Below are 23,286 nucleotides of genomic sequence, written 5' to 3'. Positions count from 1 at the left end.
CCGCACCACCACCGCCGCATTCACCGCTGTCGCGCCCGCGCCCACGCGGCCACCACGCGCGCCAGCAGGTTCAGCGTCGCGCTGGTGCCCTCGGCCTCGCCCTTCTCGAAGTCGCCCTCGACCTGGGCCATCTGGTTGGTGACGTGGGCGAAGCAGAGCACGGGCGTCCCCGTCGCCCGCGCGAAGGCGTAGAGGCCCGCCGCCTCCATCTCCACGGCCATGACGCCGCGCGCCTGCGCCGCCGCGATCGCGGGCTCGGTTTCGCGGAAGGGCGCGTCCGTGGTCCAGGTCGCGCCGCGCAGCACCGGGGGCGCCATCTCCGCCAGCGCGCCGCCCGCCATCTCCACGAGCGCGGGATCGGCCGCGCTTTCCGCGTCCGCCGGCAGGTAGTGGTAGCTCGTGCCTTCGTCCCGCAGCGCCCGGTCGATGAGGACGTGGTACGGCGGGTCCTGCACGGCCGAGAGCTGCCCCGCCGAGGTCACGCTCAGCACCAGCTCGCACCCTGAAGCCGCCATCTGCTCCGCCACCAGGACGGCGTAGGGCGCGCCCACGGCGCAGCCGACGATGCCACACGGCTCGCCCGCCAGCGTGAAGCGGTCCATCTCGCTGTGGTAGCAGGCCCACGCCGGCTCCGGTTCGGCACGCCCCTCGGCGCGCAGCCGCCGCACCACGTCGCCGTCGGGGTCGAGCACGCACACGCGCGGGATCGGCGCATCCGGCACACCCTTCTGCCGCCGCGCCTCGCGCAGCAGGCCGTCGGCGGTGAACTGCGACGGTTGATCCGGGTGCTTGGCGCGCAGGATGGGCGGATCGGTCTCGCGCGGCATGGCTGGCCTTCCCTTGCGGCGGACAACGGCCCGCGATCCTGCCGCCGCGCGCCCGCCGAGTCATCTCCGCCCGTCCCTGCACCGCACAACGGGGGCTTCACGGCACCGCCGCATGCCGCTATGCCGGGCGCATGCACCCGCTCTTCGTCCGCGCCATGCCGCTGCTCTTCGTCTTCCTGTGGAGCACCGGCTTCATCGGCGCCAAGTACGGCCTGCCCTACGTCGAGCCCCTGACCTTCCTGGCCACGCGCTTCGTCATCGTCACGGCCATCCTGCTGCCGGTGGCGCTGCTGACGGGCGCCAAATGGCCGCGCGGGCTGAAGCAGACGGGCCACGTGGCGGTCGTGGGGCTGCTGGTGCACGCGACCTACCTGGGCGGGGTGTTCTCGGCGATCGACCGCGGGTTGCCGGCGGGCGTGGCGGCGCTGATCGTGGCGCTGCAGCCGCTGGTGACGGCCGTGGTGGTCGGCCCGATCCTGGGCGAGCGCGTGACGAAGCGGCAGGCTTTGGGCTTCGTGCTCGGCCTGGCCGGCGTGGTCACGGTGCTGACCAGCAAGATGAGCGCCGATCCGGGCGCGCTCCTGGCGTTCCAGGGCTTCGGCCCCGGCGCGGTGCTGTGCGCGGTGGCGGCGCTCGCCGGCATCACGGCCGGGACGATCTACCAGAAGCGCTTCGCCGCCGACCTGGACCTGCGCGCCAGCACCGTCATCCAGTACGTCGCCGCCGGGGTGGCGACGGGCGCGGGCGCATGGCTGACGGAAACCATGCGGATCGAGTGGACGGGCGAGTTTGTCTTCGCCCTGTCGTGGTTGACGTTGGTGCTCTCCATCGGCGCGATCAGCCTGCTCATGCTGCTGATCCGCCAGGGCGAGGCCTCGCGCACCGCCAGCCTCTTCTACCTCGTCCCGCCCAGCACCGCGCTCATCGCCTACCTGATGTTCGGCGAAACCCTTGGCCCCACCGGCATCGCGGGCGTCATCGTCACGGCCGTCGGCGTCGCCCTCGTCTTCAAGGCCCCGGCCCCGCCCCGCACCGAACGCGCCACACGCCGGACGGTGTGAGAACTGCTGGACCGTTTCACACATCCACGAGGTAGCTGCGGCATCTGGGCAGGGTCCTTTCTCCCTTGGGAGAAAGACAGAATGAGGCCATGTCCCCGAAAATCGGTAGCTTCCGAGATGCATGTCTCGGCAGCCGACCTCGCCGCCATCCCCTATTGAACGCGTGCGCCGCTGGCCTACCCTCGCGCGCCGCGTGTCCGCTCACCCACCACCCGGAGTCGCCCCCGCGTGACCCCCGAGCACTTCATCGCCAAGTGGCAGGACGCCAGCCTGCGCGAGAACCAGGCGGCGCATCAGCAGTTCCTCGATCTGTGCGAGCTGCTGGAGGAGCCCAAGCCCGCCGACGCCGACCCCGACGGCACCTGGTACTGCTTCGAGCGCGGCGCGCGCAAAAGCTCGGGCGGGCGCGGCTGGGCGGACGTGTGGAAGCGCGGCCACTTCGCCTGGGAGTACAAGAGCCCCGGCAAGGACCTCCGCGCCGCCTTCGGCCAGCTTCAGCAATACGCCCTGGCGCTGGAGAACCCGCCGCTCCTCGTCGTCTCCGACCTGGAGCGCTTTTGCATCCACACCAACTGGACCAACACCGTCAGCGAGGTCCACGAGATCGCGCTGACGGACCTGCGCGACGCCAAGGTCCGCCGCAAGCTCAAGCACGTCTTTTCCGACCCGGACAAGCTGCGCCCGGACAAGACGCGCAGCCAGCTCACCGAGGAAATCGCGGGCGAATTCGCCATCCTGGCGACCAACCTGCGCGACCGCGGCCACGACGGGCAGACCGTGGCGCACTTCGTCAACCGCCTGGTCTTCTGCATGTTCGCGGAGGACATCGGCCTGCTGCCGGGCGAGATGTTCACGCGCATGCTCGGCGCCTCGCTCACCGACCCCGAGGGCTTCCAGGCCAACGCCGAGGCCCTCTTCGCCGCGATGAAGGACGGCGGGCGCGTCGGCTTCGAGCGCGTGGACTGGTTCAACGGCGGCCTGTTCGACGACGACACCGCCCTGCCCCTGCGCAAGCGAGAGATCGAGGCCGCCCTGCGCGCGGCGAAGCAGGACTGGTCGCAGATCGACCCCACGATCTTCGGCACGCTCTTCGAACGCGGCCTGGACCCGGACAAGCGCAGCCAGCTCGGCGCCCACTACACCGACCACCACAAGATCATGCTCATCGTGGAGCCGGTGGTCGCCCGCCCCTGGCGAGACGACTGGCAGCGCGTGCGCGGCGAGATCGAGGGCCTGCTGGACGCGGCCGAGCGGTCGAAGCAGAAGCAGACGCGCACCAAGAAGCGCGACCGGGCGCAGGCGCTCTACAGCGACTTTCTGGAGCGGCTGCGCGCCTTCCGCGTGCTCGACCCCGCGTGCGGCTCGGGCAACTTCCTGTACCTGGCGCTCCAGGCGCTCAAGGACATCGAGCACCGCGCCACGCTGGACGCCGAGGCGCTCGGGCTCCAGGCGGAGCTGCCGGGCGTCGGCCCGCACGCCGTGAAGGGGGTGGAGCACAACCTCTATGCCGCCGAGCTGGCGCGCGTGACCATCTGGATCGGCGAAATCCAGTGGATGCTGCGCCACAACTACAACGTCTCGCGCCGGCCCATCCTCAAGCCGCTGGACACCATCGAATGCCGCGACGCCGTGCTGAACCCGGACGGCAGCGAGCCCACGTGGCCCGAGGCGGACGTGGTGATCGGCAACCCGCCGTTTCTGGGGGGCAAGCGGCTGCGCGACTATCTGGGCGACGCCTACGTCGAGGGCCTGTTCCGCCGCTACCGCGACCGCGTGCCGGCGGAGGCCGACCTCGTCACCTACTGGTTCGCCAAGGCATGGGATTTGGTGGCCGCCGGCACGCTGCGCCGCGCCGGGCTGGTGGCGACGAACAGCATTCGCGGCGGCGCCAACCGCCGCGTTCTCCAGCCCATCGCGGGCGCGGGCGCCATCTACGAGGCGTGGGACGACGAGCCCTGGGTGGTCGAGGGCGCGGCCGTGCGCGTCGCCATCGTCTGCTTCGCCGCGCGCGACGAGCGCCACACGCCCCACCTCGACGGCGCGCCCGTGGACGCGATCCACGCCGACCTCTCCGCCGGCGCCGTGGACGTGACCCAGGCCGCACGGCTGCCGGAGAATGCGAACACGGCGTTCATGGGCGACACCAAGGGAGGGCCGTTCGACATCTCCGGCGACCAAGCCCGCGAATGGCTAGAAGCCCCGACCAACCCGAACGGGCGCCCGAACAGCGACGTTGTGCGCCCGTGGATGAACGGCCGCGATGTGGCCGACCGCCCTGGCGACAAATGGATTGTCGACTTCGGCACCACGATGAGCGAGCGCGAAGCCAGCCTTTACGAAGCCCCGTTCGCATACATTCAAAAGCATGTCCTGCCAGTACGCCAACAAAACAAACGCAAGGCCTATCGGGACTACTGGTGGCGCCACGTTGAACCACGCCCCGGCCTCCGGCGCTCGCTTCAGCATTTAAGTCGGTACATAGCAACGCCCGAGGTGTCTAAGCATCGGTTCTTTGTCTGGATTGATTCATCCGTATTGCCGGATCATAAACTTCAGGTTATCGCACAGGACAACGACGTAACATTTGGTATTCTTGAATCACGCTTTCACAAACGCTGGGCGCTTGGTCTTGGATCATGGCACGGCGTAGGAAATGACTCGCGCTACACCATCGGCACGACCTTCGAAACCTTCCCCTTCCCGCCCGGCCTGACGCCGCCGGACCTGCCGGTGGACGAGGCCGCGAACCCGCTGGCGCGCGCCATCGGCGAGGCCGCGCGCCGTCTCAACCAGCTGCGGGAGAACTGGCTCAACCCGCCCGACCTCGTCCGCCGCGAGCCCGAGGTCGTCCCCGGCTACCCCGACCGCCTCGTGCCCGTCAGCGACAAGGCGGCGAAGGAGCTGAAGAAACGCACCCTCACCAAACTCTACAACGACCGCCCCCAATGGCTCGCCGACGCCCACGCGGACCTCGACGCCGCCGTCGCCGCCGCCTACGGCTGGCCCCACGACATCCCCGACGAAGACGCCCTCACCCGCCTCATGACCCTCAACCGGGAGCGGGCAGCGCCCCAGGTGAAGCGCAATGCCTGAAAACAGTCTGTACCAGTTATACGAATGCACGTTGACTTGCGCCTCTCCGCGCCAACTGCGCAATATCTTCTTGATTGTGGCCGGCGCCATCGGTCTTGGTTTCGCGTACAAACGGCTCAAAGTTGCAAACATCCAATCAGAAGCTGCAGCGGAACAAGCGCAAACCTCCACGCGAAATGACCTTATAAACCAGTTCACAAGTGCAGCAGAACTTATAAAGCAAGAAGACTCAGCTTCCCGTTTAGCCGGTTATGCCTTGATGCAACGGGTAGCTATCGACAGCGAACGTGATTTGCACGAAGTCCACCGTGTTCTCAGGGTACAGATGCGAGAACTCGCAAATCACCGAATGGATAAGCCTGACACAGAACAGACCAAACTGGATACCGAGATACAATCGATTGCCGACTTTTTATTCCTGCGCAAGGCACCGACCTCCGACGCATTGTTCCCGAGATCCACACGATTACTCCTTTTAGATTTGATGCCGGAAGTTGATCTTAGATATATAACACTCCAAAATCTGAATCTTTCAAAGGCAACATTTTCCAACGTTCGTTTTGAACAAACAACGTTGTTTCGATCTTCTTTCAGAGAATCTTATTTTCAAAATTGCAGAATTGATGACGTATATATAGAACAATGCGACTTTACTTTTACTCATATAGGACCCTTGACGAATTTATCCAATACTAGAATTTTGAAATCTTACTTTCATAAGTCTCACCAGTGGTCATCAAGTTATAGTAATTGCTATTTTGAAGATTGTGATTTTTCAAGGATGATGCTGGAACACAACGTAGATTTTGATAGGTGCTTGTTCACAGGCGGTAACCAGATGAACCCCTGCTTCGACAACGCATTATTCATGGATTGCAAATTCCGTGACTGGGATACGATTGGGGCAACATTCAACTATGCGGAAATAGATAGAACGATCTTTTTAGATATAAATTTTGACGCCGCCCGTATGCAAAATTGCAATTTTCATAAAACGGGAATACAAAGGTCCAGTTTTCGGGGGGCATCATTTAGAGAATCTAAATTCTATAAATCCGAATTTTATTACTCTAATTTGTCTGATTCTGAGTTTGAGGAGTGTCATGGTGACCGGAACATTTTTCGAGAGTGCAAATTAGATGGTATCGATGATATAGACCAGGATAGGATGGGCATTCGGTTGTCATCATAATTTCAACGGTGCGGCAAACGATGGCCAGCGTAGGGCGGCTAGGCCGGTGGCCCGCCTTCGGCGCCGCCGCGCAGCGGCAAGCCGCCAACCGACGCCCGGATTGCCCGGACAGCCAGGAAATGACGGGTGGGGACCGCGTAGCCACCACGCTGTTACCCGCCCTCGTCATCACCGGCCCCCGAGCCGGTGATCTCACCCAGCGCGAGCGCCCCGCGATCTCGGGGGTATCCGAGCTGGGCGGGATTGCCCGGTCGGCGCCGGGCAATGACGCGTAGGGGCGGCTCCCGTGCCATCCGGCTTCACGCAGGACGGGGCAGCTCGTTTCGCCCATCCGAACCTTCCCTTCAGGCGGACAGGGGAGCTTTGCTCGCCTCGCGAGCCCCAGGCGCGCAAGGTCGATGACGCGCCAGCGTCATCGGGATGAGGCAGTGCCGGTCCCAGCGCGCCAAACAGCAAGGACGTGCGGCGCCGGCGGCGGCAACTTTCATCAAATGGCCTCGCAGCCGAACCGTCACCGCCTCACCCCGGCAGCCGCCCATGCGGCTGCCGGCCCTCTCCTGAAGGAGAGGGCTTGGGGTACGGAGCGCGAACGGGCCGGGGCAGCCCCACGCGCACCGGCACACCACTTCCTACGGCGGCGACACCTCGTTCGGCTGATCGGCGGCTGTGCAGTTCGGCGCGTTTGTGCGCTCCGGTTGCATCCAGGCGGCGTGGGCTTCATTCCTCATCGTCGGATCGAACGTCGGCGAGGCTCCGCGCATGTCCACCAAAACGACGGTCTGGGGCATTCACGCCAATCCGGGGGTGGATGCCCAGGATCTCTTCCGCAAAGAGGGCGTGATCGCCATCGGCTGGCCGGAGGTCGGGGACCTCTCGGCGCTCAAGGCCTCGCGCGCCGCCTTCAAGGCGGCCATGCAGCGCACCTACCCGGACGCCAAGGCGGGCGCGCTGCCGGTCCAGGCGGGCGTGCTCTACCGCTTCGTGCACGAGATGAAGGTGGGCGACGTCGTCATCCACCCGTCCAAGCACGACCGCCAGGTGAACATCGGCCTCGTCGAGGGCGAGTACGAACACGCCCCCGAACGGGAGTCACACAATCCCAACCGGCGCCGGGTGAGCTGGAAGCAGACCCTGCCACGCACCCACTTCAGCCAGGGCGCGTTGTACGAGATCGGCTCCGCGCTCACGCTCTTCCAGGTGAAGAACTTCGCCGAGGAATTCCTGAACGCGCTGCGCGGCGAAGTCCCGCCGGTGGTGGAGGACGACGACGGCGGCACGATCGGCCAGGTCGTCCACCAGATCGAGGAGACGACGCGCGACCACATCGTGAAGACGCTGACGACGCACGCGAAGGGCCACGGCCTCGCGGCGCTCGTCGGTCATCTGCTGGAATGCATGGGCTACCGGGCGCGCGTCGCCCCGCCCGGCCCCGATCGCGGCGTCGACATCGTGGCGCACAAGGACGCGCTGGGCTTCGAGCCGCCCATCATCAAGGTGCAGGTGAAGAGCAGCGAGCAGAACGTCGGCAACCACGACGTCTCCGCACTCTACGGCCAGGTGGACCAGGATGAATACGGCCTCTTCGTCTCCATGGGCAGCTACACCAGCCAAGCCAAGGCCTTCGCCCACAACAAGAACAACCTGCGCCTGATCGACGGCCAGGAGTTGATCAACCTGATCCTGGAGCACTACGACCGCTTCGACATGCACTACAAGGCGCTGATCCCGCTCAAACGCGTCTACATCCCCGATCAGGGGCGCGAAGAGTCGTAGCGCCGCGTTCCCACCTTGCAGCCGCGCGCGGGCTCGGGCATGGGTTGGCGGACATCACCGCCCGGAGGCACCGCCATGGCCGAGATCGACGACGCCACGCTCGCCGCGCTGGAAGCCCAGCCCGACGCCGAGGCTGTGCCGCGGTTGATCGCGGCCATCCGTCAGCTTCAGCGCGAGCGCGACGACCTCATCCACGACATCGCCGACGCCCAGGGCCGCACGCAGCTGGAAAGCGAGCGCGCGGAGGCGGCGGAAACCCAGCTCGCGCGCCTGCTCGACCCCGACCAGGAGCTGGTCGAGGCCGCGACCGACGGCCTGCTCGCCGCCGAGGACGACACCGAGGCCGTGCGCACGGCGCTCCAGGCCGCGGCCTACGTGCTCTACACCGGCGGCGAGGGCGCGGAGCCTGATTCGGAGGCCTGAGCGCGTCCTCGCGCGGGCACGGCCCCATCCCGTCCGTCCGCTGCGCCGGACAAGCGGTGCCCCGGACCCCCCTTCACCTGGCCTGAATCCCCGTGTGCCGCCGGTTTCCGCCGGTTCGGCCTTGCCGGCGACTCCGCGATGCGCGAAATTATGGGCAGGATTTGCCCAGTGGTTGCGCAGCAAGCGAACGGGGAGTTGAACACGCGTGGCGGCAGGTGGATGGGTCTACATCATCAGCCATCCGCGCATGGGGCGCGCGGTGAAGATCGGCGGCACGGCGCGCACGCCCGAACGTCGCGTCGCGGAGCTGAGCACGGCCGCGCTGCCCGAGCCCTTCCGCCTCCACCACGCCGCGCACACGCGCGACTGGCGCGGGCTGGAAACGGCGCTGCACCACCGCCTCGCTCCCAGGCGCATGCCCAATTCCGAGTGGTTCGCCGTCTCGCCCCGCCGCGCCCGCAAGGAGCTGGAACGCCTGCGCGGCCGAACCGCCCCGGCCCGCTTCCTGCCCGTGCGCGAGTGGCTGGCGCGCGTGGTGCTGCGGCCCGTCTCCCTGGCGGTCCTGCTGCTGGGCGCGCTGGTGACGCTGACGACGCGCGCCGGCGTCGCCGCGATCGTGCTGACGTGGTGAGGCTCACGCCGTGGGATCGGCGCCCACGCGGCCGGCGATGGCACGGTGCAATTCGGGATCGTGCGCGGGCGGCGGGCCCACGGCCCAGCTTCCCGGCCGCGCGAACGCCGCCACCGCCGCCAGCGAGCACAGCGCCTTGCGCCCCGGCGGCAGGCTCACGCGCTGGCGCCAATCGTGCGTCGCGCGGACCCGCGGCCCGATCGCGGCGTAGACGTGCCGCGCCGCCAGCATCGCCAGCCGCGTGCGCGCCGGGATGAAGCGCATGCCGCGCCCCGCGCTGGCGTAGTAGCGCTCGGCCAGATCCAGGTTCGCGGCCAGCGCCTGGCGCACGCGCGCATCCACCTCCCTGTCCGGCGCGAGCAGCTCGGCCGGCGGCACCGAACGCCCGAGCCACGCCGCCGGCAGGTAGCGCCGGCCCTTGGCGGCGTCCTCGCCCACGTCGCGCGCGATGTTGGTGAGCTGCATGGCGATGCCGAGGTCCACCGCGAACGGCCATGCCCGCCGGTCGCGCACGCCCAGCAGCGGGCACATCATCACGCCCACCGTGCCGGCAACCCCGTGCGCGTAGCGGATCAAGGCGTCGGGACAGGCAAACCGCGGCGCCTCCAGGTCGCCGCGCACCGTGCGGACAAGCGTCCGCGCCGCGTCCAGCGACACGCCCCGCCGCTGCGCCAACTGGAGGAAGCGTTCCGTTTCGGGATCGGGCGCCAGCCCGCCGGAAAGCGCGGCCAGCACGGCGTCCAGCGTGGGCCCGGCCGTTGCCGGGTCGGTGGTGTCGCCCAGATCGTCGATGCGCCGGCAGAAGGCGTAGAGCGCGGCGGCGTCGCGCGCCGTGGCCGCCGGCATGACGCGGGCCGCCCAGTGAAACGAGCGGCCGTCCCAGTGGACGGCCTCGGCGGGGGCGAGCGGGTCGACGCCCTGACCCATGCGCGGCGCCTCCCACACCAGCAGCCGCTCGGCGAACCCGGGCCGTGGCGGCGCGCGCCACCATGCCCGCACGTGAGCAGTCTAACCGGAAGCCCCGTTCACCGCGACACCCCGAGCGGGCGGGCCGGACCGGAACGCGCTACTCCGCCCGCAGCGCCACGCCGCTGCCGCGCGCGTCGCTGGCCGCCCGACAGGACGCCATGGCGCCGTCGCCCGAGGCCGGGCAGACCACGGCGGAAATCGTGCCCAAATGGTCGCGGATGCGCACGTCGTGGCCCATCTCGCGCAAATCCTGCATTTCCTGCCACGGCATCGCCCGCGCCACGCGCGCCGCATCGGGTTGGCCCGGATGATGGACGCGCGGCGTGGCCACGGCGTCGGCGATCTTGGCGCCGCCCGCCAAGCGGTCCAGCACCTGCGCCAGCGTGCCCGGCGCGGTGCCGCCGTCGGCCGCCACCAGGCCGCCGGTGGCGCGCGAGCCGTCCGCGGTCGTGAACAGTGCCGGGACGAGGCCGCCCAGGCTGGTCTCCTCGTCGCCGGCCGACGCCAGCAGGATGCCCGTGCCCTGCGCCAGATCGCCGGTGCCGAACAGGCCGTTCATCGTCAGCCCGCAGGTGACGACGTTGCCGAAGCGGTCCGCCACGACGAAGCCGGTCCCGGGCGGCACGCGGTCCGCGTCCATCGGCGCGGGCGCGAGATCGCCGGCCGGTGTGGGTGTCTGGCTGGACCAGCCGCGCGTCAGTGCCCGGATGCGGGCGTCGGACAGGAAAGCCCCCGGCTCGACGCCCGTGCTCTCGGTCCACAGGCGCTGCTGCGACCAGGTGCGCTTGAGTGCCTCGATGACCGCGTGGGCGCGGTCGGCCCCCGTGGTCGCGCCCAAGCCCGCGGTGGCGTCCATGAGCCGCAGCGTCTGGGCCGCCGCGAGGCCACCGAGCGCCGGCGGGGGCGGCAGATGCAGGCGGCGCTCACCCACGGTCAGCACCAGGGTGTCCGCCGTGTGCGTGCGCACGCCGCGCAGCGCGCCAGCGTTCAGATCGTATCCGGTGTCCGCCGCGGCTTGAAGGAAGCGCGGCACGAAAGGAGTCGTGTAGGCATAACCGGGCCCCTGCTCGCGCAGACCGTTGAGCGTCGCGGCCAGCCCCGGCTGCGTGATCCGATCGCCCGCGCTCGGCAGGCGGCGGTCCCAACGCGCAAACGCCCGGCGCGCGTGCTCGCTCAACCGCTCGCCGGCCGCGTCGAAATCGTTCGCCAGCACCCGGCTGACCTGGAAGCCGTCGCGCGCCAGCCGACGGGCGGGCCTGACCAACGCCCCCCAAGAGCTGCGGCCGTGCGCGTCGTGCAGCACCGCCATGCCGCGCACCAGGGCGGGCGCCGCCGCGCCGTCGCCGCCGCGGCCGGGCGGGAACGTCAGCACCGTGGTGGTCCCGGCCTTGCGGCGGTGGATCATGCACACACCGCCGCCGCCCAGCCCGGCGCGGGATGGCACCGTGACCGAGGCGGTGAAGGCCATCGCCACCGCGGCGTCGGCGACCGTGCCGTTGCGCGCCAGGATGGCGCGGCCGGTTTCCGCCACGGCGGGCGCCTGCGCGGCGCTCAGCCCGGCGAACCCGGACACGCGGTTGGCTTCGAGGGTTTCGGGCTCGGTCTGAGGCCCGCGCGGCTCGGACTGGCACGCAGCCAGTCCCGTCGCGGCCGCGAGTGCGACCGCGGCGCGCAGCATCGTTGTCCGGCGCACCATGAGCCCCCGGCTTCGATTGAAACGAATGGGCGAGCCGCCTAGCTTGCAGCGGTGAAGCACAGAGGCACAGTCGTGCGCAAGATCAGATCCCGTTTCGCCGTCCTCGCGGCCACGGTGACGCTCGCCGTGGCGATGCTGCTGCCGCTGGCACCCGGGCGGGCGCAAGCGCAGCAGGGCGGGCTGCCGCTCATCCGCGACGCCGAGATCGAGCACACCCTGCGGGCCTACTCCGATTCGATCTTCGAGGCCGCGGGACTGCAGCCGCGCTCGATCAAGATCCACCTGGTCAACAAAGACAGCCTGAACGCCTTCGTCACGCCGGGCCGGCACATGTTCTTCCACACCGGCCTGCTGCTGACGGCGGAGACACCGCTGGAAGTCATGGGCGTGGTGGCGCACGAGGCGGGCCACATCGCCAGCGGCGACATCGCGGGCCGGCGAATGGCCCAGCAGGATTCCAGCGTCGGCGCGATCGCCTCGATGGTGCTTGGTGTCGGCGCGGCGGTGCTGACGGGCCAGAGCGACGTCGGCCTGGCAGTCACACAGCTCGGCCAGGGGGCCATCGTTAGCAATCTCCTGGCCTACACGCGCGCCCAGGAAGGCACCGCCGACCAGGCGGCGGTGAGCTATCTGAACGAGGCGGGCTACTCGCCGCGCGGGCTGATGACCTTCATGAAGAAGCTGGAGGGGCAGACGGCGCTGCTGTCGGACAACCAGGAACCGTTCCTGCAAACGCACCCGCTCACGCGCGACCGCATCAAGTTCCTGCAACAGGCCGTCGAGACCTCGCCGCACCACGGCGAGCCCGCCCCGCTGAAGCTGCGGCGCATGCACAAGCGCATGCAGGCGAAGCTGGACGCCTTCCTGAGCGCGCCCGAAGGCACGCTGCGCGACTACGCGGGCAAGGACACCGTGGCCGCGCGCTACGCCCGCGCCATCGCGCACTACCGCGAGCCGGACCTGGACAAGGCCCTGGAGCTGGTGGACGGCCTGATCGCCGACCATCCGGACGACCCCTATTTCCACGAGCTCAAGGGCCAGATGCTGTTCGAAAACGGCCGTATCCGGCGCGCGCTCGAGCCGTATCGCCGGGCCAGCGAACTGCGGCCGAATTCGCAGCTCATCCGGCTGGGGCTGGCCGAGGTGCAGCTGCAGCTCAACGAGAGCGAGCTGACGCGCAAGGCGCTGGACAACGTGAATCAGGTGCTGGACGCCGAGCCGCGCAACGCCTTCGCCTGGCGGCTGGCCGCCATCGCCCACGGCCGCCTGGGCGACAAGGGCATGACCGCCGTGGCGTTGGCGGAATCGGCGCTGGCCAAGGGCGACCCGCAAACGGCGCGCCGGCAGGCGAAGCGGGCCCAGCAGCGCCTGGAGGAACACTCGCGACCCTGGCTGCGCGCCCGCGACATCGCCCACGAGGCGGAACGCCAGCTCGAGAACTCGAACGGCTGAGGGCGCATTCCCTGAACGACCACGCCCATCCCTCAGTCGAACACCGCAAAATCCGTACGCGTACGGCAAGCGCGTTGCACGTTGCCGCTGGGCTATGCTAGCCGTCTTTTGCACCGTTGACGGCGGTAAATAAGGGCGTGCATGCGGCCGGCGAGCACTCGCGCGGATCCTCTCCGCGCGCCGGCACCGGATGGATGCGCCCGGCGCGCCGGCCGTTCGATCGTCGTCCGAAGGCTCGGAAATGCCCACGACCGACCGACTCATGGTCCTCAATGGACCCAATCTGAACCTCTTGGGTCAGCGCGAGCCGGGTGTCTACGGCGGCGACACCCTGGCGACGATCGAGGCGCTGTGCCACGACCGGGCGCGGGCGCACGGGCTCGCGGTGGACTTCCACCAGTCGAACCACGAAGGCGAGTTGGTCGAGCTGGTGCACGCGGCCGGCGCACGGTGCCGCGGCATCGTCGTCAACGCCGGCGCCTACACCCACACCTCGGTGGCGCTGCTGGACGCGCTCCGCGCGGTGCGGCTGCCGGTGGTGGAGGTTCACCTGTCCAACGTCTTCCAGCGCGAGAGCTTCCGGCACCACTCCTACATCGCGCCCGTCGCGCTCGGCGTGATCAGCGGCTTCGGCAAGGACGGCTACGCCTTCGCGATCGACGCGCTCGCGGCGCGCACGCGCGAGGAAAGGAACACCTGATGGCGAATTCCGAGTTGGACGAGGAGTTCGTGCGGCGGCTGTCGCACCTGCTCCAGGAAGCGGATCTCAGCGAGATCGAGTTCGAGAGCGGCGATCAACGCGTGCGCGTGGCGCGCACCGTCCAGGTTGCCGCGGCGCCCGCCCAGCCTGCGGCGCCCGCTGCGCCCGGCCAGGCCGAGTCCGGCGGCGCGCCGCCGCAGCCGGCGGAGAGCAGCGAGCCCGTGCCGGAGGGCGCGGTGACCGCGCCGATGGTGGGGACGGTCTACGTGGCGCCCGAACCAGGGGCCGACCCCTTCGTGCGCGAGGGCGATCAGGTGCAGGAGGGCCAGACCCTGCTGATCGTCGAGGCGATGAAGGTGATGAACCCGCTGCCCGCGCCGCGCTCGGGCACGGTTCGCCGTGTCATCGTCCAAGACGGCCAGCCCGTGGAATTCGGCGAACCGCTCCTGGTGATCGAGTAGCGGCCGGCCATGTTCGAGAAGGTCCTGATCGCCAACCGCGGCGAGATCGCCCTGCGCATCCACCGGGCCTGCCGCGAGATGGGCATCCACACGGTGGCGGTTCATTCCACCGCCGACGCCAACGCCATGCACGTGCGCCTGGCGGACGAGAGCGTGTGCATCGGCCCGCCGCCGAGCAAGGACAGCTACCTGAACCTGCCGGCCATTCTCACGGCGGCGACGATCACGGGCGCCGAGGCCATCCATCCCGGGGTCGGCTTCCTCTCGGAAAACGCCGACTTCGCCACGATGGTCGCCGACCACGGCATGACCTTCATCGGCCCGGACCCGCACCACCTGCGGATCATGGGCGACAAGGTCGCCGCCAAGACGACGATGCAGGAACTCGGGGTTCCCGTGGTGCCGGGCTCGGACGGCGAGGTGACCAGCGATTCCGAGGCCTTCCGCATCGCCGACAACATCGGCTACCCGGTGCTGGTAAAGGCCGCCGCCGGCGGCGGCGGGCGCGGCATGAAGGTCGCCCAAACGCGCGAGGAGATGGGCACCGCGCTGCAGATGGCGCGCAACGAGGCGCGCAACGCCTTCGGTCACGACGCCGTCTACCTGGAGAAGTTCCTCGGCCATCCGCGCCACATCGAGGTGCAGATCCTCGCCGACCGATACGGCAACGTCGTGCACCTGGGCGAGCGCGACTGCTCCCTTCAGCGCCGCCACCAGAAGCTCGTGGAGGAAGGCCCCTCCCCGGCCCTCAACGCCGAGCAGCGCGCCTGGATCGGCAACGTGGCGGCGGACGCCGCCCGGCGCATGGGCTACGAGGGTGCCGGAACCTTCGAGTTCCTCTACGAGGACGGCGAGTTCTTCTTCATCGAGATGAACACCCGCCTGCAGGTGGAGCACCCGGTCAGCGAGGCCATCACGGGCGTGGACATCGTGCGCGAGCAGATCCGCGTCGCCGCCGGGCACGCGCTGAGCTTCAGCCAGGACGACGTGCACATCAACGGCCACGCCATCGAGTGCCGCATCAACGCCGAGGACCCCCGCACCTTCGCGCCCTCGCCCGGCCTGGTGAAGGACTACCACGCGCCGGGCGGCCCCGCCGTGCGCGTCGACAGCGCCATGTACGGCGGCTACCGCATTCCGCCGCACTACGACAGCCTGATCGCCAAGCTCATCGTCCACGGCCAGACGCGCAACGAGGCGCTGATGCGCCTGCGCCGGGCGCTGGAGGAATACGTCATCGAAGGCGTATCGACGACGATCCCGCTGCACCGGGCAGTCATCCAGGAGCCGGATTTCATCGACGGCGCCTACGACATCCACTGGCTGCAGCGCTACGTGGACAAGCAGAGCAGCTGAGCGTCGCCCGGCGCGAGAAAGCGTTTGCGCCTCTCGCCCGCAATCCCCATCTCCGATAGGATCGAAGGGTGAGACGCGGAACCTTTGGCGGGCGATGGAGCTGACACCGGACCTCCTGCTTCGGGCCTACGCGGTCGGCATCTTCCCCATGGCGGAAAGCCGCCGCGACCCGGACGTCCATTGGATTGATCCGGAGTTGCGCGGCGTCATTCCGCTGGAGAGCTTTCACGTGCCCCGGCGCCTGCGGCGGCGCGTGCGCCGGGGGGAATTCACCGTCACTGCCGACACCGCCTTCGACCGGGTCATCGCGGGCTGCGCCGCGCCCGGCCCGGAGCGCCCCGACACCTGGATCAACCCAACGATCGAGCGCCTCTACTCCGAACTGGCGGAGATGGGCTTCGCCCATTCCGTCGAATGCTGGCGCGACGGGGAGTTGGTGGGCGGCCTCTACGGCGTCGCGCTCGGCGGGGCGTTCTTCGGCGAGTCGATGTTCGCCACCGTCAGCGAGGCCAGCAAGGTTGCGCTTGTCCACCTCGTCATCCGCTTGTGCAAGGGGCGCTTCGTGCTGCTGGACACGCAGTTCAACACGCCCCACCTGTCGCAGTTCGGCGCGGTGGAAATCCGCCGCGACCAGTACCGGCACCTGCTGGCGAAGGCGGTGCCGGTGCCCGCGACCTTCCCGCGCGCGATCCGGCAGGCGGACGTCGAGGCCTTCCTCGCGGGGCGCCACGGCAACGAACGCTTCGGCGCCGTGCGCACGGTGCCCGGCGGATGAGGCTGCGGTTGCGGGCGGCACGCGCGCCGTGGCAAGCCCCGGCGCCAGGCACGCGCACAGGATAAAGGGCGAGACGATGCAACAGTCCCGGGGCCCCGCGTGGGTGCGGCCGGTGGTGGATTACGGCCCGCTCGTGGCCTTCTTCGCCGCCTACATGACGCACGGGCTGTTTGTGGCCACCGCCGTCATCGTGGCTGTCACCGTGGCCGGGCTGGGCCTGTCGGTGGCGACGACGCGCACCGTGCCCACGCTGCCGCTCATCACTGCCGTGATCGTCACGGTTTTCGGCGGCCTGACGCTGTGGCTCAACGATCCCGCCTTCATCAAGATGAAGCCGACGATCGTGGAGGCCCTGTTCGCCAGCGTGCTGGCCGGCGGGCTGGTGTTCGACAAGCCGCTGCTGCGCCCCGTGCTGGGTATGGCGCTGCCGTGGAGCCTCACCCACCGCGGCTGGACGGTGCTGACGGCGCGCTGGGCGGCGTTCTTCGCCTCGCTGGCGGTGCTGAACGAGATCGTCTGGCGCACCCAGCCCACGGACGTCTGGGTGACCTTCAAGGTCTTCGGCCTGCTGGCGCTGACGCTCGGTTTCGCCGTGCTGCAGGTGCCGCTGCTCACCCGCTACCGCGTCGAGGACGAGCAGGAAGCCTAGATCGCGATGAGACGACGGCGAATCCCCTGACGAGCCTGATCGCGCTCTATCTGATTCATGCGCGGGCATGATGCAACGCCCGGGCCGTTCCGGCCCGACCTCATCATGCCCTGGGGTTGATCACCCGGCGCTGCCCTTCTCTGGGGCGGCGCCGTTGCTTCCATCGGTCACGGTGCAGTCGATCACCCAGACGTCGTAAACCGGGTGCTCCAGCGCCGAGAGCGCGGGCTTGGTGGAGAACATCCAGCCGCTGAAAACCTCTTCGGCGGGCTGGTCCGGGCGGTTGTCCACGATCTCCAGGAAGGCCTTGCGCTGCGGCGGCTTTTCCGGCGGCGTCTTCCAGCAGTGGCGCGCGGTGATCTTGAGCGTGCCGAAGGTGCGCGTGCCGCCCACCGGCACCTTGAAGGTCGAAGTGCGCGCGGTGATCTTGTCCAATCCCTTCAGCACGACGACGTCGGCCTCGATCGCGGCGGCGGGCGCGGCCGCGGCCACGAGCAGCGCCGCCGCGATGCCGGCGACCGCGCGGGCGGGGCGGATCATTCGCCGCCTCCGCCGCCGGTCGGCCGCCCGGTGTAGGGGTTTTCCAGCGAGTCCATCAGCCCGTGCAGCACGGAACGCACCTGCCCTTCGTCACAGCCCATGAGGATCGCATCCTCCAGGGCTTCCTGCGCCATCTCGCGGATTTCGTCCAGGTTTTCGTTCAGCACCTGGATCTTGTCGCGGCACGAGACGGGCTGTCCGTCCGGCTGGCGCCAGGTCGGATACGCGGACTGATCGGCCATGGCGGCGGGCCACCTCCCGGCATGGTTCTCCGCCGGCATATGGGCGGCGCCGGGGCGCGCAGCAAGCGCGCACCTTACTCGCTCAGGAAGGGGTTGTCCCCGCCCGAGTCACCGCCGCCCTGCTGCTTGGCGCCACCGGAGCCGCCGCCCTGGTTCGAGAAGAACATGCGCGTGACCATGTCCACAATGTTCACGGCGCCCTGGGTGTGCGTGATCGCGCCGCCCGGCTCGATCATCTCGCGGGCGCCGCCCGGCTCCAGCAGGACGAAGTTGCTGCCCAGCAGACCGTCGGGAACGACGCGCGCCGAGGTGTCCTGCGGCAGCTTGACGTCGGAATCGATCTGGAGCGCGACCTTGGCGAAGTAGGTCTCGGGATCGAGCCGCTGCTTGACCACGCTGCCGATCTTCACGCCGGCCATGCGCACCGGCGTCCCGTTGGTCAGGCCGGCTGCGTTGTCGAAGGTCGCGGTGACGCGGTAGCCGTTGGTGGTGGACACGCCGGTGGCGCTGAAGGCCATCACCACGAACACGATGGCCACCAGCAGCACGGCCGCGCCCATGACGGTTTCGATAACGTTGCGCCGCATCAGGACGGCTTCCAGGGCTCGTAATCTCCGGTGCCGCGGGCGCGCTTGCCGCCGCGCAGGATGTGGCCCGGCGGCCGGTAGGCGGCCGCGGTCATCGTCTGGTTGGGCTGGTGCGGCTTTTCCCACGCCTGTCGCGGCCGCACACCGCCCTCGTCCGGCGGAGTGTCGATGGTGTGGTGCAGCCAGGCGTGCCAGCGCGGTGGGATGCGGCTGGCCTCCACCTCGCCGTTGAAGATCACCCAGCGCTTGTCGCTGTCGGCGAGGCTGCCCTTGCGCAGGCGCGGACGGCGGTCGCGGTAGTAGACGTTGCCGAATTCGTCCTCGCCCACGCGCTCGCCGCGCAGGCGCGTCCACAGCAGCGTCGCCACGTTGTTGCGCATCCGGCTCATCCCGCCTTCGGGTGTGGGTGTCACGGCGCGCCCGACCGCGCGCCCGGCTGGAACGCGACTATGGCAATGAGCCCCGGGGGCGTCCAGAGCCCAGCCCGCACCGGGATTACGCGCTTTGGCGCAGGCGATCCAGGAACGCGGGCGCATCGCTGCGCAGGCGGTCGGCCTGCTGCTGGAGCTCATCGGCGGCCGAAACCAGTTCGTTGGAGGACCCGTCCACGGACTCCACGGCGGCGTTGGCTTCCGACACCGCGTCCGCCGCCTTTTGCACCTCGTTCGAGGCCTGGCTGACGCTGCCGGCCATCTCGTGCGAGGCGCTGCTTTGCTCCTCCACGGCCGAGGAGATGGAACTGGCGACCTCATCGACCTTTTGGATCGAGCCCGTGACGCGCTGGATTGCCGAGACGGCGTCCTGCGTGCCCTGCTGCACCTGCTTGATCTGCTCCTCGATCTCCTTCGTGGCCTTCGTCGTCTGCTTGGCCAGCGACTTGACCTCGTCGGCCACGACGGCGAAGCCCTTCCCGGCCTCGCCCGCGCGCGCCGCCTCGATCGTGGCGTTGAGCGCCAGGAGATTCGTCTTGTCCGCGATGTCGTGAATGAGCGTCACGGCCTCGCCGATCTTGCGGGCGGCGTCCTCGAGGCCCTGCATCTTTTCCGACGCCGTCTCCGCCTCGCTGCGCGCCTCGCCCGCGACGCGCGTGGATTCCACGGCCTGCCGGCTGATGTCGTCGATGGCCGCGCGCAGGTTCTCGACGCCGTCGGCCACCTGCTGAACGTGCGTGGCCGCGGCCTCCGCGCCGTCCTGTGCGCCGGCGACACCGTGCGCGGCCTGGCTGGCGCTGGCGGAGAGCGAGTGGGCCGTCTTGCTCATGCCGTCGGCGGCGTGGGCCACCTGCCCGGCCACCTCGCCGATGCTCTGGTCGAACTGCTGCGCGATGTCGGCGACCAGCCGCTCTTTCGCGTTCGCGTTTTCCTCGTGGTAAACGCTGAGCGCGAGGTCCATATCGAGCAGCGCCGCCTGGACCACGGCGCGCTGCGCCTCGGCGCGCTTCTCGGTGTTGGACCGCGCCCAGCCGTCGCCGAAACGGCGCGCGATGGCGGCGCACATCTCCCCGAGGACAAAGGCGTAGCCGCCCATGTACCACGACGGCTCCAGGCCCAGACGCTGGTGCGCCTCGCCGACCTTGCGGACCGACCGGAAGAAGGACTCGTCGAAGCGGCCGGACAGCAGCTGGCGCCAGTGATCGAGCTGCCGGTCGCGGGCGCGCTTCATCCCGTCCTCACCGTCGAACATCTGGCGCATGCCCGGCCACGCGCGCAGGTGGTCGTAGAAGCGGTCCAGGATGTCCGGCAGCTCCGGCTCCAGAGCCTTGCCGACCTCAGCCAGACACTGGCGCTTGGTGGCGTCCATGCACCAGAAAGCCAGCTTGTCATCCGCAGACGCGGTTTGCGTCATCGCGAGCGTCCCCCGTCCAGCCCGGGCATGTTTTCAAGTGGTTCTAAACGGCTGCGCGTAAAAATCCCGTTACGGAGTTGTGAACCCGAATAATTTTGAACAGCAAATCAGCTGATCGGTCCGTCCGGCGAGCCCACGCGTCCAGGCTGTGACCTGTTCGACATTCAGCGTTCAACGCGCAACCAACCGGTCGTTTTTGCACCTAAGGCGAGTGTGATCCGTTGGGGATACCGCATTGGGCGCTCACAACACAACCGCCCCAGCGTCGGCCGGGGCGGTTTTGACGGCGCGTCGGTTCTTCCGGCGCGCGCCGGCGCTTTGGACCTCAGAAACGGTAGCCCAGGCCGACGCCGACAATCCACGGATCGACGTCCACTTCACCGGCATCGACGGCCGTACCGCCGACCGAGCCGCTGACGTCGGTGTCCAGGAACAGCTTCTTCACGTCGGCGTTGACGAACCAGCCGCCGCTGATGGCGACGTCCACGCCCGCCTGCAACGCGGCGCCGAAGCTGTTGTCGTAGTCGACGGAATCGAGGGCGCCGGGGCTTTCGTCGAAGAAAGCCGTGTAGTTGACGCCAGCGCCGACGTAGGGGCTGATGCGCTCGCTCGGGCGGAAGTGGTACTGCGCCGTCAGCGTGGGCGGCAGCAGGCGCACGTCGCCGAGGCTGGCGTCACCCAGGGCCGCGTTGCCGTCGACGGAGACGTCGTGCCTGGCGGTGGCCGCGATCAGCTCGGCCGCGATGTGGTCGGTGACAAAGTAGGTGACGTCCAGTTCCGGGACGACCTTGTCCTCGATGTCGATGTCGCCGCCGCCGGGCGAGATGGACGCGCCCTCGTCCGGCAGAATGCCAATGGCGCGCCCGCGCACCATGATGTCGCCGGCCGTCTTGGGCTCGAAATTCTGCGCGGCGGCGGTCACCGGCGCCAGCATGGCCGCCGCGGCCAGCGCGCCGACAGCGATACGCTTCATCTGCATGGTCCCCTTCACATCCCGCTTGGTGGTGTCCTCACGATTTCGTGAGCGGGAACCTACCCGCACGCGGGCGGGGACGATTTGATCGACGTCAATCCGGGGCCGGACCGGCCTCACACGGCCCCGCCCCGGTAAAACCGATCACGCCGAGCGGATGTCGCCGACGAACCCCTCCACCTTGGTCTGGAGCGTGGAGGACTGCGTATCCAGATCCTTGGCGGTGGAGAGCACGTCGGTCGCGTAGGAGCCGGTCCGGTTGGCCGCATCCGTGACCTGGGCGATCGTCTCGGTCACCTCCTTCGCGCCCTTCGAGGCCTCCTCGATGTTGCGCGCGATCTCCTGGGTCGAGGCGTTCTGCTGCTCCATGGCGGAGGCGATGGAGGACGCGGCCTCGTCGATCTCCTTCACGCTGCCGGTGATGGCCTCGATCGCCTGGACGGCCTCCTGCGTCTCGTTCTGCACGCGCGTGATGCGGCCGGCGATGTCCTCGGTCGCCTTGTGCGTCTGGTTGGCGAGGTTCTTGACCTCGTCGGCGACGACGGCGAAGCCCTTGCCGGCCTCGCCCGCGCGCGCGGCCTCGATCGTGGCGTTGAGGGCAAGCAGGTTCGTCTTCTCCGCGATGTCCTGGATCTGCTGGATGACGTCGCCGATCTGGTTGGCGGCGTCGCGCAGCGCCTGCACGCGCTCGTTGGCGCGGTCGGCCTCGCCGCGGGCAGTCTGGGCAGTTTCGGAGGCCTGAGTGATGCGGCCCGAGACCTCTTCGATGGACTGGGTCAGCTCCTGCGCCGCCGAGGCCACGGTTTCCACATTCGTGCTGGCCTGCTCGGCCGCGGAGGCGACGGCCTGGGCCTTTTGCTCGGTGTCGTTGGCGACCTCCGACATGCTCTGCGCCGTGGGCTTCAGGCGGCCGCTGGCGTTGTCCAGGTGCTGGGTGATCTCGCCCACCTCGTGCTGGAAGCGGTCGGCCAACTGGTTCATGGCGCGGCGCTTTTCCTCGTGCGCCTCCTTCTCCGCGCGGTCGTGGCGCAGGCTTTCGGCCTCGCGCGCGTTGTCGCGGAAGACCTGGACGGCGCGCGCCATGTCGCCGAATTCGTGCGGCGCATCCGTGTAGGGGACGTCGACGTCGTGCTTGCCGTTCGCCAATTCGCCCATGACGGCTGTCAGGGATTCGGCCGGCTGCGTGATGCGGGAATGGACCATCCGCCAGGACACGATGAGCGTGATGCCCGAAACGACGGCGAGCACGAGCGCGCCAACGAGCTTGATGACGGCCGTTTCCGACGTGGCCGCCTGGTACTGGAACCAGACCGTGACGACCAGAAGGACGTTCGCGATCGTGCCGAAGAGCGCCAGCGCGGCGATCGCCGTGAAAACCGAGTCCCGGACGCGCATCGTTCCCTCCCTGGGCTGCAGGCTGGTCCCCGTTTGATTCATAAACACGCGGAAAGCAACCGCGTGCACGCGATGGCCGGCCCGCGCCATGACCTGCCGCAAAGCCGGCGCGGCGCCGGCCCTGGACCCGCACGCCCGACCCCGGCCCAAGATGTCGTGGCCAAACGGACGCCCAACCGGCACATGCGCACGCTGGCACGGCACCGCCCCGCGCGGCTCGGATCAGGTTTGCGCGCGCTGCATCGGCCGGCCGGCATGGACGCGCGGCCGCCGCACCGGGGCGGAAACGTGAAACGCGCGTCACACGCCGCGTCGCCGCGGTCAAGGTCGATTTGAAATTGAATCGGCGGAATTTTTGTCCACACCATCCACAGCGACAAATCCACAGCCTGTCCCCAGGCCGCCAGGTTATCCACAGGCTGTCCCCGGCCGGGATGTCCAGAATTAGGGCTTTACACCCAGCCGCCTACCATGTTTAGTAGATCGTGGCAGCGGACGGCGGGGGCTCACACGCCGGCCAGGCAGCCGCCCACGCCATTCGCGACCACCCACAATCAATCGTTTGATTCGGATTTTATTGGTTTCAAACGCCGTCCATTTGCGATTCGACGGGATATACCTTTGAGGGAATGAGGCCGTGCGGTCC

Annotated in this window: 22 protein-coding genes; 12 read left to right on the top strand and 10 right to left on the bottom strand. The window is 68.7% G+C overall.

Annotated features, from left to right (window positions below; all coding sequences use genetic code 11):
* Positions 1-20: 20 nt before the first annotated feature.
* A complete protein-coding gene (locus BLQ43_RS07770) occupies positions 21-827 on the bottom strand; it encodes a nucleoside phosphorylase (protein WP_090019569.1) in 807 nt (268 codons plus the stop codon).
* 131 nt (positions 828-958) lie between these two features.
* On the opposite strand from BLQ43_RS07770, the gene BLQ43_RS07765 reads away from it, so the two are divergent.
* From BLQ43_RS07765 to BLQ43_RS07740, 6 genes are all read left to right on the top strand, one after another.
* The gene (locus BLQ43_RS07765) at positions 959-1,888 is read left to right on the top strand and encodes a DMT family transporter (protein ID WP_090019568.1); all 930 of its coding nucleotides are present in this window, start codon (positions 959-961) and stop codon (positions 1,886-1,888) included.
* A 228-nt stretch (positions 1,889-2,116) separates the two neighbouring features.
* Positions 2,117-4,981: a class I SAM-dependent DNA methyltransferase gene (locus tag BLQ43_RS07760; protein ID WP_090019567.1), complete on the top strand. Its 2,865-nt coding sequence runs from the start codon at positions 2,117-2,119 to the stop codon at positions 4,979-4,981.
* The gene (locus tag BLQ43_RS07755) at positions 4,974-6,173 is read left to right on the top strand and encodes a pentapeptide repeat-containing protein (protein ID WP_090019566.1); all 1,200 of its coding nucleotides are present in this window, start codon (positions 4,974-4,976) and stop codon (positions 6,171-6,173) included. The genes BLQ43_RS07760 and BLQ43_RS07755 overlap by 8 nt, the downstream gene beginning before the upstream one ends.
* Positions 6,174-6,932: 759 nt before the next feature.
* Positions 6,933-7,946 carry a restriction endonuclease gene (locus BLQ43_RS07750; protein WP_090019565.1) on the top strand — a complete coding sequence of 338 codons (1,014 nt, stop codon included), beginning with the start codon at positions 6,933-6,935 and terminating at the stop codon, positions 7,944-7,946.
* 75 nt (positions 7,947-8,021) lie between these two features.
* A complete protein-coding gene (locus BLQ43_RS07745) occupies positions 8,022-8,369 on the top strand; it encodes a hypothetical protein (RefSeq protein WP_090019564.1) in 348 nt (115 codons plus the stop codon).
* A 205-nt stretch (positions 8,370-8,574) separates the two neighbouring features.
* Positions 8,575-9,000, top strand: a complete 426-nt coding sequence (locus BLQ43_RS07740) for a GIY-YIG nuclease family protein (protein ID WP_143006195.1) — start codon at positions 8,575-8,577, stop codon at positions 8,998-9,000.
* 3 nt (positions 9,001-9,003) lie between these two features.
* On the opposite strand, the gene BLQ43_RS07735 is transcribed toward BLQ43_RS07740, so the two are convergent.
* Together BLQ43_RS07735 and BLQ43_RS07730 are read right to left on the bottom strand one after the other, a co-directional pair.
* On the bottom strand, positions 9,004-9,927 hold the full coding sequence (locus BLQ43_RS07735) for a phytoene/squalene synthase family protein (protein ID WP_090019562.1): 924 nt from the start codon (positions 9,925-9,927) through the stop codon (positions 9,004-9,006).
* 139 nt (positions 9,928-10,066) lie between these two features.
* On the bottom strand, positions 10,067-11,647 hold the full coding sequence (locus BLQ43_RS07730; RefSeq protein ID WP_176758575.1) for a gamma-glutamyltransferase: 1,581 nt from the start codon (positions 11,645-11,647) through the stop codon (positions 10,067-10,069).
* Between the two features lie 90 nt (positions 11,648-11,737).
* Between BLQ43_RS07730 and BLQ43_RS07725 the strand changes: the two genes are divergently transcribed.
* The 6 genes from BLQ43_RS07725 (at position 11,738) to BLQ43_RS07700 (ending at position 17,058) form a co-directional block, all read left to right on the top strand.
* Positions 11,738-13,117: a M48 family metalloprotease gene (locus BLQ43_RS07725; RefSeq protein ID WP_090019560.1), complete on the top strand. Its 1,380-nt coding sequence runs from the start codon at positions 11,738-11,740 to the stop codon at positions 13,115-13,117.
* Between the two features lie 262 nt (positions 13,118-13,379).
* The gene (aroQ, locus tag BLQ43_RS07720; RefSeq protein WP_437123474.1) at positions 13,380-13,817 is read left to right on the top strand and encodes a type II 3-dehydroquinate dehydratase; all 438 of its coding nucleotides are present in this window, start codon (positions 13,380-13,382) and stop codon (positions 13,815-13,817) included.
* Positions 13,817-14,278, top strand: a complete 462-nt coding sequence (accB, locus tag BLQ43_RS07715) for an acetyl-CoA carboxylase biotin carboxyl carrier protein (RefSeq protein WP_090019558.1) — start codon at positions 13,817-13,819, stop codon at positions 14,276-14,278. Before aroQ ends, accB begins: the two co-directional genes overlap by 1 nt.
* Positions 14,279-14,287: 9 nt before the next feature.
* Positions 14,288-15,634 (top strand): acetyl-CoA carboxylase biotin carboxylase subunit, encoded by a 1,347-nt coding sequence (gene accC / locus BLQ43_RS07710; protein ID WP_090019557.1) that lies wholly within the window; start codon positions 14,288-14,290, stop codon positions 15,632-15,634.
* Positions 15,635-15,728: 94 nt separating this feature from the next.
* Complete coding sequence (gene aat, locus BLQ43_RS07705; RefSeq protein WP_090019556.1) at positions 15,729-16,409, top strand: leucyl/phenylalanyl-tRNA--protein transferase; 681 nt, start codon at positions 15,729-15,731, stop codon at positions 16,407-16,409.
* A gap of 76 nt (positions 16,410-16,485) precedes the next feature.
* The gene (locus BLQ43_RS07700; RefSeq protein WP_090019555.1) at positions 16,486-17,058 is read left to right on the top strand and encodes a septation protein A; all 573 of its coding nucleotides are present in this window, start codon (positions 16,486-16,488) and stop codon (positions 17,056-17,058) included.
* A gap of 120 nt (positions 17,059-17,178) precedes the next feature.
* On the opposite strand, the gene BLQ43_RS07695 is transcribed toward BLQ43_RS07700, so the two are convergent.
* From BLQ43_RS07695 to BLQ43_RS07665, 7 genes are all read right to left on the bottom strand, one after another.
* Positions 17,179-17,598 (bottom strand): DUF2155 domain-containing protein, encoded by a 420-nt coding sequence (locus BLQ43_RS07695; protein ID WP_090019554.1) that lies wholly within the window; start codon positions 17,596-17,598, stop codon positions 17,179-17,181.
* Positions 17,595-17,840, bottom strand: coding sequence for a hypothetical protein (locus tag BLQ43_RS07690; RefSeq protein ID WP_090019553.1), 246 nt, complete (start codon positions 17,838-17,840; stop codon positions 17,595-17,597). The genes BLQ43_RS07695 and BLQ43_RS07690 overlap by 4 nt, the downstream gene beginning before the upstream one ends.
* 74 nt (positions 17,841-17,914) lie before the next feature.
* Positions 17,915-18,427 carry an outer membrane lipid asymmetry maintenance protein MlaD gene (gene mlaD / locus BLQ43_RS07685; protein ID WP_090019552.1) on the bottom strand — a complete coding sequence of 171 codons (513 nt, stop codon included), beginning with the start codon at positions 18,425-18,427 and terminating at the stop codon, positions 17,915-17,917.
* On the bottom strand, positions 18,427-18,807 hold the full coding sequence (locus BLQ43_RS07680; RefSeq protein ID WP_245659506.1) for an NADH:ubiquinone oxidoreductase subunit NDUFA12: 381 nt from the start codon (positions 18,805-18,807) through the stop codon (positions 18,427-18,429). Before BLQ43_RS07680 ends, mlaD begins: the two co-directional genes overlap by 1 nt.
* A 115-nt stretch (positions 18,808-18,922) precedes the next feature.
* Positions 18,923-20,272, bottom strand: coding sequence for a globin-coupled sensor protein (locus tag BLQ43_RS07675; protein WP_090019550.1), 1,350 nt, complete (start codon positions 20,270-20,272; stop codon positions 18,923-18,925).
* 325 nt (positions 20,273-20,597) lie between these two features.
* Positions 20,598-21,245, bottom strand: coding sequence for an OmpW/AlkL family protein (locus tag BLQ43_RS07670; protein WP_245659505.1), 648 nt, complete (start codon positions 21,243-21,245; stop codon positions 20,598-20,600).
* Between the two features lie 144 nt (positions 21,246-21,389).
* Positions 21,390-22,640, bottom strand: a complete 1,251-nt coding sequence (locus BLQ43_RS07665; RefSeq protein ID WP_176758574.1) for a methyl-accepting chemotaxis protein — start codon at positions 22,638-22,640, stop codon at positions 21,390-21,392.
* Between the last annotated feature and the right edge of the window lie 646 nt (positions 22,641-23,286).

Origin of the sequence: Limimonas halophila (genome assembly GCF_900100655.1) — a bacterium.
Taxonomy (GTDB): domain Bacteria; phylum Pseudomonadota; class Alphaproteobacteria; order Kiloniellales; family Rhodovibrionaceae; genus Limimonas; species Limimonas halophila.
Note: the sequence above shows the minus strand (reverse complement) of the source record. Positions and strands in the feature narration are given on the sequence as shown.